This is a genomic window from Streptomyces sp. NBC_01689, from assembly GCF_036250675.1.
GTDB lineage: Bacteria > Actinomycetota > Actinomycetes > Streptomycetales > Streptomycetaceae > Streptomyces.
In genome coordinates, this window is record NZ_CP109592.1 from 1,573,856 (window position 1) to 1,591,603 (window position 17,748).

At 72.4% G+C, this 17,748-nt stretch carries 19 protein-coding genes; 8 read left to right on the forward strand and 11 right to left on the reverse strand.

What is annotated here, in order from left to right; all coding sequences use genetic code 11:
* Positions 1-59: 59 nt before the first annotated feature.
* Complete coding sequence (locus OG776_RS06730; RefSeq protein ID WP_187286046.1) at positions 60-704, reverse strand: TetR/AcrR family transcriptional regulator; 645 nt, start codon at positions 702-704, stop codon at positions 60-62.
* 210 nt (positions 705-914) lie between these two features.
* Here OG776_RS06730 and OG776_RS06735 point away from each other — a divergent pair, with 210 nt between their 5' ends.
* The gene (locus OG776_RS06735) at positions 915-1,877 is read left to right on the forward strand and encodes a zinc-binding dehydrogenase (protein ID WP_148014227.1); all 963 of its coding nucleotides are present in this window, start codon (positions 915-917) and stop codon (positions 1,875-1,877) included.
* Positions 1,878-2,003: 126 nt separating this feature from the next.
* Here the strand turns inward: OG776_RS06735 and OG776_RS06740 are convergent, their stop codons facing one another.
* A complete protein-coding gene (locus tag OG776_RS06740; RefSeq protein WP_329319517.1) occupies positions 2,004-2,528 on the reverse strand; it encodes a MarR family winged helix-turn-helix transcriptional regulator in 525 nt (174 codons plus the stop codon).
* Positions 2,529-2,580: 52 nt separating this feature from the next.
* Here OG776_RS06740 and OG776_RS06745 point away from each other — a divergent pair, with 52 nt between their 5' ends.
* Entirely contained in the window at positions 2,581-3,573 is a 993-nt protein-coding gene (locus tag OG776_RS06745) for a DMT family transporter (RefSeq protein WP_329323669.1), read from the forward strand.
* A gap of 118 nt (positions 3,574-3,691) precedes the next feature.
* Here OG776_RS06745 and OG776_RS06750 read toward each other — a convergent pair whose 3' ends face one another.
* On the reverse strand, positions 3,692-4,090 hold the full coding sequence (locus OG776_RS06750) for an NUDIX domain-containing protein (protein ID WP_148014229.1): 399 nt from the start codon (positions 4,088-4,090) through the stop codon (positions 3,692-3,694).
* 386 nt (positions 4,091-4,476) lie between these two features.
* Positions 4,477-4,668 carry a hypothetical protein gene (locus OG776_RS06755; RefSeq protein ID WP_148014230.1) on the reverse strand — a complete coding sequence of 64 codons (192 nt, stop codon included), beginning with the start codon at positions 4,666-4,668 and terminating at the stop codon, positions 4,477-4,479.
* Between the two features lie 608 nt (positions 4,669-5,276).
* Between OG776_RS06755 and OG776_RS06760 the strand changes: the two genes are divergently transcribed.
* The 5 genes from OG776_RS06760 to OG776_RS06780 all read left to right on the forward strand — a co-directional run bounded on the left by OG776_RS06760 (position 5,277) and on the right by OG776_RS06780 (position 9,436).
* Positions 5,277-5,807 carry a toxin-antitoxin system HicB family antitoxin gene (locus OG776_RS06760; protein WP_329319520.1) on the forward strand — a complete coding sequence of 177 codons (531 nt, stop codon included), beginning with the start codon at positions 5,277-5,279 and terminating at the stop codon, positions 5,805-5,807.
* A 78-nt stretch (positions 5,808-5,885) separates the two neighbouring features.
* Positions 5,886-6,731 (forward strand): DUF4097 family beta strand repeat-containing protein, encoded by an 846-nt coding sequence (locus OG776_RS06765; protein WP_329319522.1) that lies wholly within the window; start codon positions 5,886-5,888, stop codon positions 6,729-6,731.
* Between the two features lie 136 nt (positions 6,732-6,867).
* A complete protein-coding gene (locus OG776_RS06770; RefSeq protein WP_329319524.1) occupies positions 6,868-7,890 on the forward strand; it encodes an ATP-binding cassette domain-containing protein in 1,023 nt (340 codons plus the stop codon).
* On the forward strand, positions 7,887-8,663 hold the full coding sequence (locus OG776_RS06775) for an ABC transporter permease (RefSeq protein ID WP_148012668.1): 777 nt from the start codon (positions 7,887-7,889) through the stop codon (positions 8,661-8,663). Before OG776_RS06770 ends, OG776_RS06775 begins: the two co-directional genes overlap by 4 nt.
* A 119-nt stretch (positions 8,664-8,782) precedes the next feature.
* The gene (locus tag OG776_RS06780; protein ID WP_148012669.1) at positions 8,783-9,436 is read left to right on the forward strand and encodes an HAD family hydrolase; all 654 of its coding nucleotides are present in this window, start codon (positions 8,783-8,785) and stop codon (positions 9,434-9,436) included.
* A gap of 237 nt (positions 9,437-9,673) precedes the next feature.
* Here the strand turns inward: OG776_RS06780 and OG776_RS06785 are convergent, their stop codons facing one another.
* Positions 9,674-10,336: a lysophospholipid acyltransferase family protein gene (locus OG776_RS06785; protein ID WP_148012670.1), complete on the reverse strand. Its 663-nt coding sequence runs from the start codon at positions 10,334-10,336 to the stop codon at positions 9,674-9,676.
* Positions 10,337-10,360: 24 nt separating this feature from the next.
* On the opposite strand from OG776_RS06785, the gene OG776_RS06790 reads away from it, so the two are divergent.
* On the forward strand, positions 10,361-11,815 hold the full coding sequence (locus tag OG776_RS06790) for an aminotransferase class III-fold pyridoxal phosphate-dependent enzyme (RefSeq protein ID WP_148012671.1): 1,455 nt from the start codon (positions 10,361-10,363) through the stop codon (positions 11,813-11,815).
* Here OG776_RS06790 and OG776_RS06795 read toward each other — a convergent pair.
* The 6 genes from OG776_RS06795 to OG776_RS06820 all read right to left on the reverse strand — a co-directional run bounded on the left by OG776_RS06795 (position 11,751) and on the right by OG776_RS06820 (position 17,629).
* Positions 11,751-12,242, reverse strand: a complete 492-nt coding sequence (locus OG776_RS06795) for a hypothetical protein (RefSeq protein ID WP_148012672.1) — start codon at positions 12,240-12,242, stop codon at positions 11,751-11,753. The two genes, OG776_RS06790 and OG776_RS06795, sit on opposite strands and share 65 nt — an antisense overlap.
* A 361-nt stretch (positions 12,243-12,603) precedes the next feature.
* Positions 12,604-13,596 (reverse strand): epimerase, encoded by a 993-nt coding sequence (locus tag OG776_RS06800; RefSeq protein ID WP_148012673.1) that lies wholly within the window; start codon positions 13,594-13,596, stop codon positions 12,604-12,606.
* Between the two features lie 387 nt (positions 13,597-13,983).
* Positions 13,984-14,229: a hypothetical protein gene (locus tag OG776_RS06805; RefSeq protein WP_261994886.1), complete on the reverse strand. Its 246-nt coding sequence runs from the start codon at positions 14,227-14,229 to the stop codon at positions 13,984-13,986.
* Between the two features lie 273 nt (positions 14,230-14,502).
* Entirely contained in the window at positions 14,503-15,426 is a 924-nt protein-coding gene (locus tag OG776_RS06810) for a CPBP family intramembrane glutamic endopeptidase (protein ID WP_261994887.1), read from the reverse strand.
* Between the two features lie 155 nt (positions 15,427-15,581).
* On the reverse strand, positions 15,582-16,271 hold the full coding sequence (locus tag OG776_RS06815) for a response regulator (RefSeq protein ID WP_148012674.1): 690 nt from the start codon (positions 16,269-16,271) through the stop codon (positions 15,582-15,584).
* Positions 16,268-17,629 carry a sensor histidine kinase gene (locus OG776_RS06820; RefSeq protein ID WP_329319533.1) on the reverse strand — a complete coding sequence of 454 codons (1,362 nt, stop codon included), beginning with the start codon at positions 17,627-17,629 and terminating at the stop codon, positions 16,268-16,270. Before OG776_RS06820 ends, OG776_RS06815 begins: the two co-directional genes overlap by 4 nt.
* Positions 17,630-17,748 lie beyond the last annotated feature (119 nt).

Below are 17,748 nucleotides of genomic sequence, written 5' to 3' on the forward strand. Positions count from 1 at the left end.
CAGATCACCGGCGCCCCGGAGCCGACACCCGTGCGGCACGGGCTGCACGCGGGGCGAACTCACGGCGACGCGGGCGCGTGCGCGAGCCGCAGGCGGGGTGCCGGTGGCAGCGAGGTGGGCGCTCCCGTCTCCGGCGTGGCGCGGAACGCCTCGATGACGTAGGCGGCGAAGCGGCGGGAGGCCGTGATCCGCGCGGCGGCCGGTGCGTCCTGGAGGCCCCGGTGGGCCATGAGCATGAGGATCAGGTCGTCGACGACGAACCCGGGGCGGAGCCGGCCCGACTCCTGGGCGCGGCGGGCCAGTTCGGCCACCGCGCGGACGGTCCCCTCGCGGTCGGCGGCGAAGTCCATGGCCTCGGGGAAGGCTGTCATGAAGGCGTCGGCGAATCCCCGGCTGTGCGCGTGGAGTTCGCAGATCCGCTCCACCAGGGTCTGGAATCCGTGCCACGGGTCCGGGTCCGCCAGGGCGCCGCGGACGGCGGCACGGCAGGTTCGCCGCTGTTCGGCGAAGGTCTCCACGATGAGCAGTTGCTTGGTCGGGAAGTGCCGGTACAGCGTGGCGGGACCGACGCCAGCCCGCCGGGCGACCTCGCGCATGGGCGCGCCCAGGCCCTCCTCGCCGAAGACCGTGCGGGCGGCTTCCAGGATGCCTGCGCGGTTGTCACGGGCGTCGGAGCGCACGGGGTGAGGCAAACGGTCGGTCATGACCTCTCACTTCGGCCGAGCGGACGGGGGCGTCCGTTACGTTCCGATGGTAGTCACGCGCCCCGGTCCCGGCGCCTCGCCGGTGCCGCACGCGCCGCGCCTGGCCGCCGCACGCGCCGCGGTACCTGGCCGCCGCACGCGCCGCGGAACCGGGCCGTCGCACGGGCGCGGCGGCCGCGCCCCGTCCGTTCACCGACCCGAGGAGCAGAGATGAGAGCCGTCGTGATCAGGAAGTTCGGAGACCCCGGCGGTCTGGAGGTCGTCGACCTGCCGGTGCCGGTCCCCGCGGCGGGACAGGTGCGGATCGCCACGGAGGCGATCGGGGTCGGCGGCGTGGACGCCGTCATCCGGCGCGGCACGCTCGCCGCGTACGGCTTCCGGGAGGGCCACCTCCTGGGCAGCGAGGTCGCGGGCGTCGTCACCGCGGTCGGAGAGGGCGTGGACGCCTCCTGGGTCGGGCGGCGGGTGTGGGCGTTCACCGGCCTGTCGGGCGGGTACGCCGAGCAGGCCGTCGCCCCGGTCGAGGACGTCCTTGCCCTGCCCGACGGTCTGAGCGGCGCGGACGCGGTGACGCTCGGTGGCTCCGGTGTGGTCGCCCACTTCGCCCTGGACCGCGCTCGTCTCGCGCCCGGCGAGACGGTGCTCGTGCGCGGTGCGGCGGGCAGCATCGGGATCACGGCCGTCCAGCTCGCCGCCGGGAGGGGTGCGGGCGCGGTGGCCGTCACCACCTCGTCGGCCGAACGCGGCGTCCGCCTGCGGGACTTGGGCGCGACCCATGTCCTCGGCCGCGCCGGCGACTCCGGCCGGGAAGCGCTGCCGGGCTTCGACGTGGTGATCGATGTCGTGGGAGGCCCACAACTCCCCCTGTTCCTCGACAGGTTGAATGCCAACGGGCGGTACGTGGCGGTCGGCGTGGTCGGTGGACCGCCTCCGGCGGACTTCGGCGCGCGGCTGATGGAGGCCTTCCGCCGATCGCTGTCGTTCGCCACCTTCAGCTCCGACACCGTGCCCGGCTCCGACCGGCAGGCCGTACGGTCGTCCCAGTTCACCGAGGCCGCGCGCGGGGAGCTGCGCACGGTGGTGCACGAGGTGCTGCCGTTGGAGCGGGCGGCACTGGCCCATCACGCGATGGACGCGGGCGAGGTGTTCGGCAGGGTCGTACTCACGCCCTGAACCGCGGAGAGCGGCCGGCCCCTCGTCCGCGCCGCGGCCCGCGCGACCGTGGTCGCGGGCTCGGCCACGGCGCCCCGCGGTCCGGAGCACCGCTCGTCGAGCGGACCCGGCACCGGAGTCGGCGGGTCAGCCGACGTCGGACGGACCCGGACGCTCCACGCGGGAGAGCCAGGTGGTGAGCAGTCCTTCGAGCGCCGTGGCCTCGGTGGGCGTCAGCAGGTCCAGCAGGTGGCGCTCATTGTGCATGTGGTCGGTGAACGCCTGGTCGATGAGCTCGCGCCCGGGCCGGGTGAGGGCGACGATCCGGCCGCGCTGGTCGTCGTCGGAACGGCGGCGGGTGACGAGTCCGGCACGCTCCAGGCGGTCGATCCTCTTCGTCATCGCGCCGGTGGTGACCATGGTGTGAGCGGCGAGTTCACCGGGCGCGCGCTCGTAGGGCTCGCCTGCGCGGCGCAGCGCGCACAAGACGTCGAACTCCCCCTCGCTGAGCCCGTAACGCCCGTAGACGAGGCAGAGCTCCTCGGCGAGACGGTCGGCCAGGCGGTGCAGCCTGCCGATCACTCCCTGCGGGGAGATGTCCAGGTCAGGCCGCTCGCGGCGCCAGTCGGCCTGAATGCGGGCCACGCGGTCCAGAGCTTGCGGATCATCCATGCCCACCAATATAGCTTCTCGGGAAGCTATATTGGCTTCCGTGGAAGCCAATATGCGGTGGACGGCACTGACGGCCATTGCCCCGGTGGCCTGGGGCACCAACTACTTCGTCACCCACGAGTTCCTGCCGGCCGGCAGTCCGCTGTACGGAGCGGCCCTGCGGGCACTGCCGGCCGGACTCGTCCTGCTGGCCCTGTGCGGGAGACGACCCCACGGCTCCTGGTGGTGGCGGTCCGCGGTGCTCGGACTGCTCAACGTGAGCGTGTTCTTCGTACTCGTCTACGCCGCCTCCCAGCTCCTCCCGACCAGCACCGCGTCGACCGTCATGGCCGTGTCCCCGCTGGCGATGATGCTCATGGCCTGGGCTCTGGTGTCCGAGCGCCCCGGCCGCGCGCACCTGGCCGGTGCCGCGGTCGGGCTGAGCGGGGTCTGTCTCATGCTGTTCACGGGCACGGCGGGAGTGAGCGTCCCGGGAGTCCTCGCCTCGGCCACCGCCATGCTCGTCTCGTCCTTCGGTCACATCCTCACCAAGCGGTGGAGCGCCGGTACCGATGTGCTCGCGTCGACGGCCTGGCAGCTCACCGCCGGCGGGCTGATACTGCTGCCGGTCGCCGCGGCCGTGGAGGGCGCTCCGCCCGCGCTCTCCCCATCGGCGCTGCTCGCGTTCGGCTACGTCACCCTCATCGCCACCGCGCTGGCCTTCGCCGCGTGGTTCACGGGGCTGCGACACCTGGCCGCGGGGACCGTGGGCCTGGTGGGACTACTCAACCCGGTCACCGGCGTGCTGCTCGGCACCGCGGTCGCCGGCGAGGTGCTGACGGTCCGGCAGTCGTGCGGGCTGGCCCTGGTCCTGATCGGAGTCCTCCTGGGCCGGCCGCGTCGCTCCGGGCGACGGGCCAGTACCCGGACCGCGTTCCGGCCCGCGGCCGACGAACGGCCCGCCCGTGAGTCCGCGGTCGGCGGGATCAGCGGCACACGGACACGACCACCCGCGCGGACCTCCGCACCGATACGCGTCACGCCCCGGCACCCCGAGCGCCGATGAGATACGCGCACGGAACCCCGTACAGAACACCCCTACAGAACAGAGGAGTTGACCCTCCTTCGCGCCTTCCCCGCAACGGGGAGGGGCCAGGGCCCTCCGCGAGGAGCGCCCGCACTCCTCAGCGAGGCGAGACCTCGTCTAGATGCCGCCGCACCGGCCCGAACACCCCGCCGGGAATCCGCTCCGCCACCTCCGCCGACGGCACCCACACCGCTTCGGCCACCTCCCGCGGCGAGGCCGCCCACGGTTCTCCGGACACCCACCGACAGGCCACATAGACCACGCGCCGCCCCGTCTCCGGATGCACCCGTTCACCGATCACCGAGACCGGCTCGACCCGTACGCCGGTCTCCTCCGACGCTTCGCGCGCGGCGGCCTCCGCGACAGACTCCCCCGCCTCGACCCTGCCCGCCGGGAACTGCCACACCAGCCCTCCCACCGGGACGGCTCGGCGGATCATCAGCACCCGCCCGGCGCGTACGACCACAGCTCCGGCGATCAATCCGTCAACAGCCATGGGCGAGGGTACCGTCCGACCACGGCGCCGGGTCCTCGCCCTGCCCCCGGGAAGGGGCCACGACGGTACGGGGACCCCGCGCGGTTCCGCTCCGCGGCCCCCATCGCCCTTGCCGGGCGGCCCGTTTCGTACACCTGGCTCGTCGCGAGGGGGGATCGCGGCGAGCCAGATATATCTACGTTCCCACAGTTCCGCCGTGTCCGCACCAGCTTCGAACGGTACCGCCGGCCGGCTCCGTTCGCGGGGCGGCGCAAGGCCTGCGGGCCGTCCGACCCGCGACAGGGACGGCCTCGGCTCCGCTTGCGGCCCCGCGCCACCCGCCCGAGACATCCGACCGCCGAGTGACGAGGCGGGGCAGTCCCCGACCCCGGCGGAACACGGGTCGCTCAGCGATTCCGGATCGCTCCGCCCCGCCGCTCCGCGGGCGGCGCGTAGGTGTCCTCGTCCTCATCCAGCGGCGGCAGATCGACCGTGTACTGCGGCTGCAGAAACAGATCACTGTGCTGCGGCGCAGCCGGCACGTCGGATGCCTCCTGCGCGGGACGGGCAGAATCGGGCCTGGGCGAGACAGCAGCCATACACAACCATCCAGAGTTGAAAGTTGCACGGATCCGAAGCGGCGCGACCGGCGATGATCGGCGTCCAACTCCCCCGCGTATCGACCCCATTAGATCCCATGGGAGGCGGCAGACCCGCCACGGGAGCGCGTCGACCCGCATTTCGGCCCCGACGGCATCCGGGTCCGCGGTCACGGACATTCGGCCCGACAGGCCGTGGGCGGCGGCCTTCACCCTCGGGCGGGGCCCCGGGCACCGATATCAGCGGGCGCGCCGGCCACCGTCCGGGGTCCCCGACCCGCCGTCGGGCGCCCCGCGGGCCGGGCGCAGCGCCGCACGGGCCGACACACGGCGCTCCCCCGGGAGGGAGCGCCCGATCCTTCCGCGCTCGACCCCATACGGCCACCGGGCGACACCCATGTGGCACCACATGGCGCCATAGAGTGCCAGGTGGTGCCAGGTGGTGCCACTTCACTCCCGACGACACCACCTCGAAGAACCATGGCACCACAATCGCTTGGCAACCATGCCCGCATTCCCGCAGTTCAGGGGCGATTCCAGAAGTCGGTCACACAGCGTGGTGCCATTTAGGCTTGCGTTTGGCGCCATAATGGTGCCACCATAGCTTCATGGACCTCACCCCGTATGTCGACACCCTCCGCCGCGAACTCGCGGTGGCCGCCGAGGCCGGCGGCGAGGAGGCGCGCGAGCTGGCCGAGAGACTGACCGCCCCCCTGGAGTCGGCGACCCGGCTGACGATGCTCAACGTGCTCTCCGCCGCGATGGACGAGGTCACCCTCGAACTCGCCCCCGGCTCGGTCGACGTACGACTGCGCGGGCTGGACCCCGACTTCGTCGTGACCCGGCCCCCCGCCGACGCCGGCCCCTCGGAGCCGGTCCCGCCGCCCGTGGAAGCCCTCAGGACCTCCGCTCCCGCGGAGGGCGACGAGAGCGGCACCGCACGCGTCAACCTGCGCCTGCCCGCCCATCTCAAGGCGCGCGCCGAGGAAGCCGCGAGCCGTGAGGGCCTGTCGGTCAACGCGTGGCTGGTACGGGCGGTGTCGGCCGCGGTCGACGGCGGCATCCCGTCACGGGCGACCACGGAGAAGACCCGCACCACCCGCACCGTCGGACAGAACTTCACCGGCTGGGTCCGCTGACCCCACCGGCCACCGCACACCACCCCATCACGTCCCACCAGCGGGGACGCCACCAAGACCCATGAGGACGGGACAGCCATGCCTGCTTTCGACACCCCCCAGCCGATCTCGGTCACCGCTCACGTGGCCGCCGGCTCCATCCAGTTCTCCGCGAGCGACCGCACCGACACGGTCGTCGAGGTACGGCCCCGCGACCCGAAGAAGGACAAGGACGTACGCGTCGCCGAACAGACCGAGGTCACCTGCACCGGCGGCGTGCTCACCATCAGGACACCCAAGGGTCGCTACCTCGTCGGACCCACCGGCAGCATCGACGTCACGGTCGAACTGCCCACCGGCTCACACGTGGAGACGACCGGTTCCTGGACCCAGGTGCTGGGCGAGGGCCGGCTCGGCGAGGTCCGGGTGAAGACGTCGGCCGGTGACGTTCGCCTGGACTCGACGGGCCCCCTGCAGCTGACCGCCTCCCACGGCTCGATCACCGTGGATCAGGTCGAGGGCCTGGCCGAGATCACCACCAGCTCCGGCAGCCTGCGCGTCGGTACCCTCCACGGTCCCGCCGTGCTCAAGAACTCGCACGGCACCACGAGCGTCGGCACCGCGATCGGCGAGCTGCGCGTGAGCGGTGCCAATGGCGACATCGACATCCAGCGCGCGGAGAGCTCGGTCACCGCCACCACGGCCCACGGCACCCTGCGCGTCGGTGACGTGGCGCGCGGCACCGTCCAGCTGGAGACCTCCTACGGCGCCATCGAGATCGGCATCCGCGAGGGCACGGCCGCCTGGCTGGACGTCAGCTCGGGCAACGGACAGGTGCACAACGCCCTCACCCCGTCCGACAGCCCCGCCGAGTCCGAGGAAACCGTCGAGGTCAAGGCACGTACCCGCTTCGGCAACATCGACATCCGCCGCCCCCGGGCCTGAGCGCAGGCCCCAGCCCGGACCGCACCACCGCCCCACCGCCTCACTGCACTGCCCCACTGCCTCATCGCCCTTGAAGCACGACCGCCGCACCGCTCGCCACGCCTTCGAAGGGGAGGGTCCCATGCCTTCGTCTGTCATGCCCACATCCATCCGGAACGACGGTCGGCCGACACCGGCGGCGATCTCCGCCGTCGGGCTCCGCAAGTCCTACGGGGACAAGACCGTTCTCGACGGCATCGACCTGCACATCCCGGCCGGCTCGGTGTTCGCTCTGCTGGGTGCGAACGGTGCCGGGAAGACCACGGCCGTCAAGATCCTCTCCACGCTGATCCCCGCCGACGACGGAGTGGCCCACGTCGGGGGCCACCACCTGACCACCGACGCCCGGGCCGTACGCGCCACGATCGGGGTGACCGGCCAGTTCTCCGCCGTCGACGGCCTGATCACCGGCGAGGAGAACATGCTCCTCATGGCCGACCTGCACCACCTGCCCCGCACCCAAAGACACCGCACCGCCACCGACCTCCTCGCCCGCTTCGACCTCCTCGACGCGGCCGGGAAACCCGCCGCCACCTACTCCGGCGGCATGAAACGCCGACTCGACCTCGCCATGACCCTGGTCGGCAACCCACGCATCATCTTCCTCGACGAACCCACCACCGGCCTCGACCCCCGCTCCCGCCACACCATGTGGCAGATCATCCGCGAACTCCTCACCACCGGCACCACCGTCTTCCTCACCACCCAATACCTCGAGGAAGCCGACCGACTCGCCGACCGCATCGCCGTCCTGCACCACGGAAAGATCGCCGCCGAAGGCACCCCCGACGAACTCAAACGACTCGTCCCCGGCGGACACATCCGCCTGCGCTTCACCGACCCCACCACCTACCGCACCGCCACCCACACCCTCACCGACGCCACCCCCCACGACCACACCCTCACCCTCCAGATCCCCGGCGACGGCAGCCAGCACACCCTGCGCACCCTCCTCGACCGACTCGACACCGCCGGCATCCAAGCCGACGAACTCACCATCCACACCCCCGACCTCGACGACGTCTTCTTCGCCCTCACCCCCCACACCCACACCCACACCGACCCGGACACCGCCCGGCACACCACCCACACCCACCACACCAAGGACACCGTGCGATGAGCTCCCTGTCCCTCGCCCTGCGCGACTCCTCCACCATGCTGCGCCGCAACCTCCTCCACGCCCGCCGCTACCCCTCCATGACCCTCAACCTCCTCCTGACCCCCGTCATGCTCCTGCTCCTGTTCGTCTACATCTTCGGCACCACCATGAGCGCCGGCGCCGGCCGCACCGCCTACATCGACTACCTCCTGCCCGGCATCCTCCTCATGACCATCGGCTCCACCGTCGTCGGCACCGCCGTCGCCGTCGCCACCGACATGAACGAAGGAATCATCGCCCGCTTCCGCACCCTGCCCATCCACCGCGGATCCGTCCTCTTCGGCCACGTCGCCGGCAGCGTCCTCCAAGCCCTCACCAGCACCCTCCTCGTCGCCGCCGTCGGCACCGCCATGGGCTTCCGCACCACCCACACCACCCCCCTGGAATGGCTCGCCGCACTCGCACTCCTGACCCTCTTCGCCCTCGCCCTCACCTGGATCGCCGTCGGCATGGGCATGAGCAGCCCCCACGCCGAAGCCGCCAGCAACAACGCCATGCCCCTGATCCTCCTGCCCCTCATCTCCAGCGCCTTCGTCCCCCTCCACTCCATGCCCGGCTGGTTCCAGCCCATCGCCCACTACCAGCCCTTCACCCCCGCCATCGAAACCCTCCGCGGACTCCTCCTGGACACCCCCATCGGCAACAACGGCTGGATCACCCTCGCCTGGACCCTCACCCTCACCCTCCTCGGCCACCACTGGTCCACCACCCAGTTCAACCGCGAACCCAAATAGGTCCCCCACCACCCCGGAGACGTCCACCGGAAGCCGCGGCGCGGCTTCCGGTGCGGAAGGACCCGGATGGCTGGCATGGCTCAGGGGAGTCGGGGACCGTCCGCTCGTACCGTGAACGTATGCGCTATGACCTCGTCATCTTCGACCACGACGGCGTACTGGTGGGCAGCGAGCCGATTGCCGGCACGGTCCTCGCTGAGTACCTCAGCGAACTGGGGCATGCCACCTCGTACGACGACGTGCTCCGCGACTACCTGGGGGCCTCCTCGCGCCGGGTGCACGATGTCGTCCTCGAACGGACAGGCGAGCCGCTGCCCGCCGAGTTCGACGAGACCCTCCGGGCCAGGACGTCGGCCGCGCTCGAACGCAAGCTCAGCCCGGTGCGGGGCATGGAAGAGGTGCTCGGCGCGTTGACCGCGCACGGCATCTCCTACTGTCTGGCCTCCTCCGCAAGTCACGACCAGATCCGCGTCGCGCTCCGCGCCGCCGGAATCGACGACTTCTTCGAGGAGGAGTGGATGTGCAGCGCCGAGGACGTCGCGAAGGAGAAACCCGCCCCGGACCTCTATCTGCACGCCGCGCAGCAGATGGACGTCGCACCCTCGCGATGCGTTGCGGTCGAGGCCAGCCCCATCGGGGTGCGGGCCGCCGTCGCCGCCGGGATGGACGCCTTCGCGTTCACCGGCATGGTGACGGCCGACGGACTCCCCGGGGCGACCGGCTACTTCGGTGACATGGAGCAGTTGCCCGGACTGCTCGGCCTCGACGCCTGACCGTCTCCGCACGGGTCGTCGCCCCAGGCCGGCGGCCCGGCACCGTACCGGGCCTCCGCACGCCCGACGGGAATCCGGCCCTCGGCGGCCGCCCCTTCACCCCGGGTGCGGCCGAGGGCCGTCCGGCTCCCCCGACCGCCGGCCGCCCGCCGTGGACCGCGCATCGGGCGCCGCGCGCGCACCGGCGGACCATCGCGTGCGGGCCGAGGTCCCGGGTCACGGGGTCCGTCGCCCAGGTCATGCGGCCGGCGCGGCACCCTCACCGAGGTGCGTGGCCGCCGTCCTCCACGCGGTGGTCACCGCGGTACGGGCCTGCGCCGTGCGTACGGTGCTGTCGCCGGTCAAGAGGAGGGGCGCGCCCACGTGCACGTGCAGGGCCGGTCGGCGCAGCGGTGCCGTGACGGCGCCCGCGATCTGCTTGATCGTGCCGCCCGAGGTCACACGGCGGGCGCCGGCCTGGCCGACGGGTACGACGGGGGCGCCGGTGCGTTCGGCGAGGCGGGCCAGTCCGGTGCGGAAGTCGCCGGGGGCCGCCTCCATGGCGTCCTTGCGCCGGGGCAGGCCGCCTTCGGCGTAGATGAGGACCACGCGTCCCTGCCGCAGGGCCTGTGCCGCGAGGTCGAGTGCGCCGGCGGCTCGCCGGTCACGCCGGTGGACGGGGATGTGTCCCTCGCGGGTGAGGGCGCGGCCGAGCAGGGGGATGCGCCACAGCCCTGCCGTGGCCATGATGACCGGCGTGACACCGAGGCGGTGCAGCGCGGCGATCACTACGGCGGGGTCGACGAGGGAGGTGTGGTTCGCGGCGACGATGCTGCCCGGCGCGAACTCCGCGCCGGGGTCGCGGGTCACGGACAGCCGTCCGACGACGGGTATCACGATGCCGGCGGTACGACTGAGCATGAACGGACTCCCGGCTCGGCGGCGATGGTCGCCCCCATCGTCGGTGCCGGTCACCGCCGGAGCCTGAGCTGTCGTACTCATCTTCCCGGCCGTCCTACCCACCACGACCGCCCGCGTTCCTATCTCGACGCCACCTCGGGAATGCTCTGCACCAACCTCGGATACAGCCAGCCGCGACTGGTGCGGGCGGCGGCCCGGCAGATGGCGGAGCTCCCGTTCTTCGCCTCCTTCGCCCACCGCACCACCGACGTCACGCTGGCCCTGGCCGAGGACCTGGCGCGGCTCTCGCCCATCCCCATGGGCCGTACCTTCTTCGCGAACTCCGGTGCCGAGGCGAACGACAGCGCCTTCAAGCTGGCGTGGTACTACCACCAGTGTCTCGGCCGTCACGGCAGGTTCAAGATCCTCTCCCAGGAGAGGGGATATCACGGCACGACCGTGGCCGCCGGTTCGGCGACCGGTCTGGACTTCGTCCACCGGGGATTCGGCCTCCCGCTGCCGGCCTACATCCAGGTCCCCTGCCCCGATCCGGACAGCGCCCTGCGGCAGGGTCTGTCGGAGGACGACTTCGGGGACCGGCTCGTCGGCCATCTGGAACGGCTCATCACCGCGGAGGGCCCGGACTCGATCGCCGCGTTCATCGCGGAGCCGATCCTCGGCGCGGGTGGCGTGATCATCCCGCCGTCGCGCTACTACCCCCGGGTGCGGGAGATCCTCGCACGTCACGACATCCTCTTCATCGTCGACGAGGTCGTCACCGGCTTCGGCCGCACCGGAGCGATGTTCGCCACCGAGGAGTTCGGCCTGAGTCCCGACCTGATCACTGTGGCGAAGGGGCTGTCCTCGGCCTACGCGCCGATCTCCGCCGTGCTGGTGGGACGGCGGGTCATGAACACCATCGCCGACGGATCGAGAACCATCGGCGCGTTCGGCCACGGGTTCACCTACTCGGGACATCCGGTCGCCGCGGCCGTCGCCCGCGAGGCACTCGCCATCGTCGTGGAGGAGGACATTCCCGGTCACGTGCGCGAGACGGCTCCCGTATTCATGAAGAGTCTCACCGACGCCTTCCGAGGCAGGGAGTCCGTGCGGGACGTCAGGGGGTACGGCTTCCTGGCCGCGGTCACCTTCCGCACGGGGACCGGCGGCCGGCAGGAGGGCGAGTGGGGCTCCCGGGTGATGGCCGAGGCGGTCGGGCAGGGGCTTCTGGTGCGGGCCGTCGGGGACACCGTCGTCGTCGCACCGCCGCTGATCAGTACCGCCGAGGAGATCGAGACGATGGCCGGTCTGCTTGGGAACGCGTACCGCTCGGCGCTCGCCGGACAGGGACGGGCCTCGGTCGACCGTCCGACGGGACACGCTGAACGACCCCCGCGAACAGCCGGCCCGTCGGTCCGGTCCCGGAGTGGAGGACTCAGCGCCGGAAGCGCCGCTCGTCCGAGACGATCAGGGACACGACCTTCTCCAAGGGATGCTTGAGGGACTCCACCTCGCGGTTCTCCGTCCGGGCGAGGGACGCGACGAGGGTTCCGCCCGACGGCAGAGCCGCGGGGGCGGCGATGCAGACGCATCCCGGGTGGACCTCCTGGTACTCGGCCGCCACCTGCCCGGAGGCGAGGGCGCGCCAGAGGGAGGCCGCCGGGTGCACCGCGGCCAGTCGCTGTTCCGCCGCGGGCACGAGGGGAGCCAGCAGTGGCCCGTAAGCGCAGTACACGGTGTCCACCACCCCCTCCGACACGCGGTGAAGGACCACGGTCGCCCCCGTGGCCCGCGCCAGGGCGTTCATCCGAGGACGCGCGACGGCCTCCAACGGCGAGAACCGCGCTCCCGCCCGCATCAGCTCTCCGAAGCCGGACGCGATCGCCCATCGGTGATCACGCCGTGTGACGATGCCCTCCTGGGCCATCTGTTCCAGAACCCTGTGCCGACAGGCGCGGCACGTCTGCGTCTCACCCCCGGGCGGACAGGGCTTCGCCTCCCCCGCGTGCGGCGCGACCGCGAGGCCGGGCCGTCACTCCCCCTTGCCAGTGTGACTCGCCCGGCGGGCCGCCGGGAGGTCGACTGCGGGCGGCATCGGAGACACGGCGCTCGGCGCGGTACGCCGACCGGCCCCGTGCTCCCGCGAGACGCCGGGGCGACGGCGGTTCGCCGGTGCCGGGGCCCGTGGCCGCCGTCCGGACCGGGGACGTCCGGTGCATCCCGTCGACAGGCGATCCACCCATGAATCCGGCTGCCAGGGCGACCGGTCGGCATCTGCGCCCGGCCGGCTACCCGGCCTGCCGCTCGATCGGCGTACCGGCCCCCGGTCCCGATGCCCCACGTACCCGCCTGGCCCGCCGCACGAGGGAGTCTGCGGCCCTCTCCCATCCGGGATGCGTGAAGGCGAACCCGGCCGCGTCCAACCGGCCGGGCACCACTCGACGGCTCTTCAGCAGAAGTTCCGTGTCCGAGCGCAGCGCGAAGGCCCCCAGCTCGACCATCCAGCGGGTCGCCGGCAGGCCCACCGGGACGCCCCAGGCCGTGCGCAGCGCCCGCATGAAGTCGCGGTGCGGAAGGGGGCCGGGCGAGGCGAGGTTCACCGGTCCCTCGATGTCGTCACGGGCGATCAGGAACTCCACCGCTCGCACGAAGTCCTCGTCATGGATCCAGGACACGTACTGAGCACCACCGGCCACCGCACCGCCCAACCCGAGGCGTACGAGCCGCGACAGCACGTCGAAGACGCCACCCCGGTCCGGACTCATGACCATCGCCGAGCGCAGCGCGACCTTTCGGGTCGCGGGGGCCGGGGCCTCGGCCTGTGCCCGCTCCCAGTTCTCCGCGATCCTCACGCTGTACGCCCAGTGGTCCGGCACTCCGGTCTCCGTACCGCCGATCACTCCGGTCGCCTCGTCGTTCGGGGCGTCGAAGCGGTGGGCGTAGACCGTCGCGGTGCTCATCTGCAGCCACACACGCGGTGGCCGCGCGGCGGCGGCGATCGCCTCGCCGACCACCCGCGCCGAATCCACCCGCGAGTCCATCATCGCGCGCAGGTTGTCCGCCGTGTAGCGGCAGGAAACGCTGCGTCCGGCCAGGTTGACGACGACGTCGCAGCCGTCGATCGCCGCGGCCCAGGGGCCGAGCGACGTCCCGTCCCAGCCGATGTGGTGCGCGCGCACGGGATGCCGCGTCACCACCGTGACCTCGTGGCCGGCTGCCGTCAGCGCCCGGTCGAGAATCGTGCCCACCTGCCCGGTTCCCCCCGGCAGCACCACCTTCATCGAACCCCCTCGGCTTCGCTCCGCACCAGCATAGCCGCCACTTTTGAACGTGTTCAACTGTGTCGGACCCCGCACGTGGCGCACCGCACCACCGGGATTCCGCGGGAGCACCGTCCCGGGATCTCGCCTCGGCCCTGTACCTGACGCGCCGGGGCCGCCCCGCCGCCGGTGAGCCCACATGGTCAAGTGGCGCTCTTCGCGGCCGAGTTCGCGTCGGTCCCAGGTCGGCGACCGGCGTGCTCGGCGAACGCCACCGCCCGGAGCCGCCCACCGCCGGAAGGGGCGCAGCGCGTGAGGCGCCCGGCCGTGCGGGAAGACGGCAGGGCGGCCCTCGCCGGCCCTCGGAGCGCTGACTCGGGGGAGTTGAGGTTTCGGGGTAGTCGAGGTTCAGGGCTTCAACCGGCCCTCGACCACAGGCAGACTGGCGACGACCTCATCGCCCGGGGAGTCCTCCGTCGGCCGGAATCCCACGGAGGCGTACAGCCTCGCGGCCACGGCGTTGTCCTGGCTCTCGCTCGCGTTCTTCGATCCGCCCCCGGCGAGTGCGCCGGCCCGGGTGGCGAGCCGGCTGCTGCTGCAGCCCGGCACGGCGGCGGCCACCTGGACGGCCACGGTCCTCGCGGTCGTCGGCACGGCGGCCTACGCCGTCGCGGGGCCGAGGCGGTGAGGACCGCGGCTCGCCCGTGCGCGCGCCCATCGGGGCGGGCATCCGCCCCGATGCTTCGTCGGAGACCGGCTCCGGCTCCGCTCCCGGCGCGCTCGCACCGTTCCGGTCGCGCGCGTGACCCGCGAGGCCAAGTCCCTTGGATTCAGGGCCGGGAGAGGCGCGGGTCCGCAGCCGTCCCTCGTGCTCAGGCCGCCGTCCGTCGTGACCTGCGGGTCCGTCCGCCGGTGCTCGGCCCGTGCTCAGGGGCCCGTCGTGGCCTCGGTGTCCGTGCCCGTGGCCGTACCCGTGGCCGCCTTCAGTTCCGCGCGGGTGTGCAGGTGGCCCCGGCGCTTCGCCGTGCGCAGGAACACGAGGGTGGGGACGGCGCAGACGAGGATGGCGAAGATGCTCGCCTCGGGGCCGAAGGTGCCGCCCGTGACGGCCGTCGGACCCGACAGCACTCCGTGGACGAGGCCCGCCGGGGCTCCGTCGTTGCCCGAGACCGTGGTCCCGAAGAGGCCGCTCTCGGCGAAGTTCCAGCCGAAGTGGAGGCCGATCGGCAGCCAGAGGGTACGGGTGGCCGCGTAGGCCGCGCCGAGCATCAGGCCGGCCTCCACCGCGATGGCCAGCGCACCCCAGACCGTGGCCCCGGAGTTGACCAGGTGCAGGCCGCCGAAGAGCAGAGCGGTGATGGCCAGCACCCCTCTTGTGCCGACGAGTTGTTCGACCAGGCGGAAGACGATCGCGCGGAAGAGCAGTTCCTCGACGACCGCGACCCCCGCCATCGTCCCGAGCACGGCGATCGCTCCGCCGACCGAGACGCCGCCCTTCGTGCCGTATCCGCCGAACAGGGCGATCAGCGCGATCGTCGCGCTGAACAGGAGCAGTCCCGCGAGGGTGCCGGTCCGCAGTCCGGAGACGGTGGTCGTCGGGTCCAGTTCGGGCAGGCCGCGTCTCTCCACCGCCCGTACGGCCACGGCGTACGCCTTCAGCGCCCCCACCGCCACGACGGCGCCCGCGATCAGCGACAGGAACGGGTTGGTCCCGGCGACGGCCCGCACTCCGGCGGCCAGGGCCGTCACCATCAGGAACAGCACCACCATCACCGCGAGCCGTCCGCCCGTGGACCTCGGCGGCCGGATGTTCCTGAACGGCGTGCGCGACCTGAGCGGACTCTGCGTCATGGCGTTTCCTCATCTGCTTCACCGCGGCCCGGCCGCCGCGGTGTCGAGGTCAGGAACGCTACGAGTGGGTACCGGCGTGGGGCGTCGCCCCGGGGTGGACAGTCGCGTGTGGCTCGCTCGGGGGACACTCGCGTCCGCCGCCGACAGGCTGGAGGTCAGCCGTCGGCGGTGACCAGGCCAACCCGGTGGGCGAGGACGACCGCCTGGACGCGGTCGCGCAGGTCGAGCTTGGTCAGGATGCGCGACACGTACGTCTTGACCGTCTCGCGGCTGATGACCATCCGGTCGGCGATCTCGGCGTTCGACAGTCCCTCCGCGATGAGCCGCAGCACCTCCGTCTCGCGGGGCGCGAGGACCGACAGCGCCTCGGCCGCGGCGGTGGTCCGGCGCGGGCTACGGATACGGTCGGCGAACCTGCCGACGAGCTGTCTGGTGACGGCGGGCGCCAGCAGCGACTCCCCCGCTGCGATCGTGCGGATCCCGTGCACCAGATCGCGCGGGGGCGCGTCCTTGAGCAGAAAGCCGCTGGCCCCGGCGCGCAGCGCCTCGTACACGTACTCGTCGAGGTTGAAGGTGGTGACCACCAGGACCTTCACGGGGGCGACGACGTCGGGCCCCGCGAGGAGCCTGGTCGCCTCGATGCCGTCGAGGACCGGCATCCGGATGTCCATGACCGCCACGTCCGGGCGCAGCCGGCGTGCGGAGTCCACCGCAGTGCGGCCGTCCGCGGCCTCCCCGACGACGTCCAGGTCCGGCTGCGCGCCGAAGATGGTGACGTATCCGGTGCGGACCAGTTCCTGGTCCTCGCAGACGAGGACACGGATCGGAGCGTCGACGGCTGTCATACGGGCTCTTTCGAGGGAATGCGGGCGTGGACACGGAATCCGCCGTCCGGGCGGGTACCCGACAGCAGCTCGCCGCCGAACACCCCGACCCGTTCACGCAGCCCGAGCAGCCCGTGCCCGCCACCCCGGACGAGCGGTCCGGACCGGGGTGAGCCGGACGCGGCGGGCCCGGCAGGCGCGGCGGGCGTTCCCTCGGTGGTGACCTCGACCTCTATCTCCGCCCGTCCGTAACGGACTTGGACGTCCGTGCGGTGGCCGGGGGCGTGCTTGAGCGCGTTGGTCAGGGTCTCCTGCACCACGCGGTAGGCGGCCAGTTCCACGGCGGTGGCCAGGGGACGCCGCTCCCCCGACTCGGTCAGCCGCACGGGCTGTCCCGCCGCTCGGGTCTGCTCCACCAGATCGCCCAGCCTTCCGAGGGCCGGCGTCCGGCGTCCCGCGGGCCCACCGTCCGCGGCGCCGCCGTTCGCGGAACCACCGTCCGTGGCGCCACCGTCCGTGGCGCCACCGTCCGTGGCGCCACCGTCCGTGGCGCCACCGTCCGTGGCGCCGCCGTCGGCGGGCGCACCGCCGGACGCCTTGAGGACGCCGAGCAGATCCTGAAGATCCGTCAGGGCGTGGCGGCCGGAGTCACTGATCGCTTCCAGACCCACGGCCACCCGGTCAGGAGCGTCGGCGAGCAGGTACTGGGCGGCGTCGGCCTGCACCACCATCGCGGTGACGTGATGGGTCACGACGTCGTGCAACTCCCGTGCGATACGGGCCCGTTCCCGCGCCATGGCCGCCTCCACACCCAGCCGCCGCTGCTCGGTCTCGGCCGCCCGTCGCGCCCGTACGGCCCGGCCGGTGCCCCAGCAGCCGATCAGCACCAGGTAGATGAGGACGTAATCGGTCGTCCGCTGCGGGGAACCTCTTCCGTACAGCCCCAGCGCGAACATCACGTACAGTCCGGTCGCGACCGCCGCCACCGGACCGAGGCGGGCGCCGTCGGCACGGGTCCCGTGGGCACCGAAGCTGTAGAGAGCGATGTAGAGTCCCCAGCTCGCCAACGTCTGTGGACAGCCGAGCAGTTCGTGCACGGCGAACGCGCCCGCCACCAGGCCCAGGCAGATCCCCGGCCACCGCCGCCGCAGCACCAGTGGCAGCCACAGGGCGAGCGCGAGCAGGACTCCGGCCAGGTCGTAGGGGCGCTGCGGCAGATCACCGAACTCCGCGCCGATCCGTGCTGTCACGGGTGCGAACACCACCGGCGCGAGCAGCAACGTGCAGACCGCGTCCCGTTCCACCACGCTCAGCGCACTCCAGCGCGCCACACCCACCCGCGCCCTGCCCAGGAAGGGTGACGCCGTCGCCTCGAACACCCACAGAGCGTAGCCGCAGCGGGGACACCGAGAGGCCGGGTCCCCGACAAAGGTCGTGCGCGGGGGCGTCCGTCCGATCAGAGGTCTCGCCGTGGTGTCGAGGCCGGACCGTACCCGCC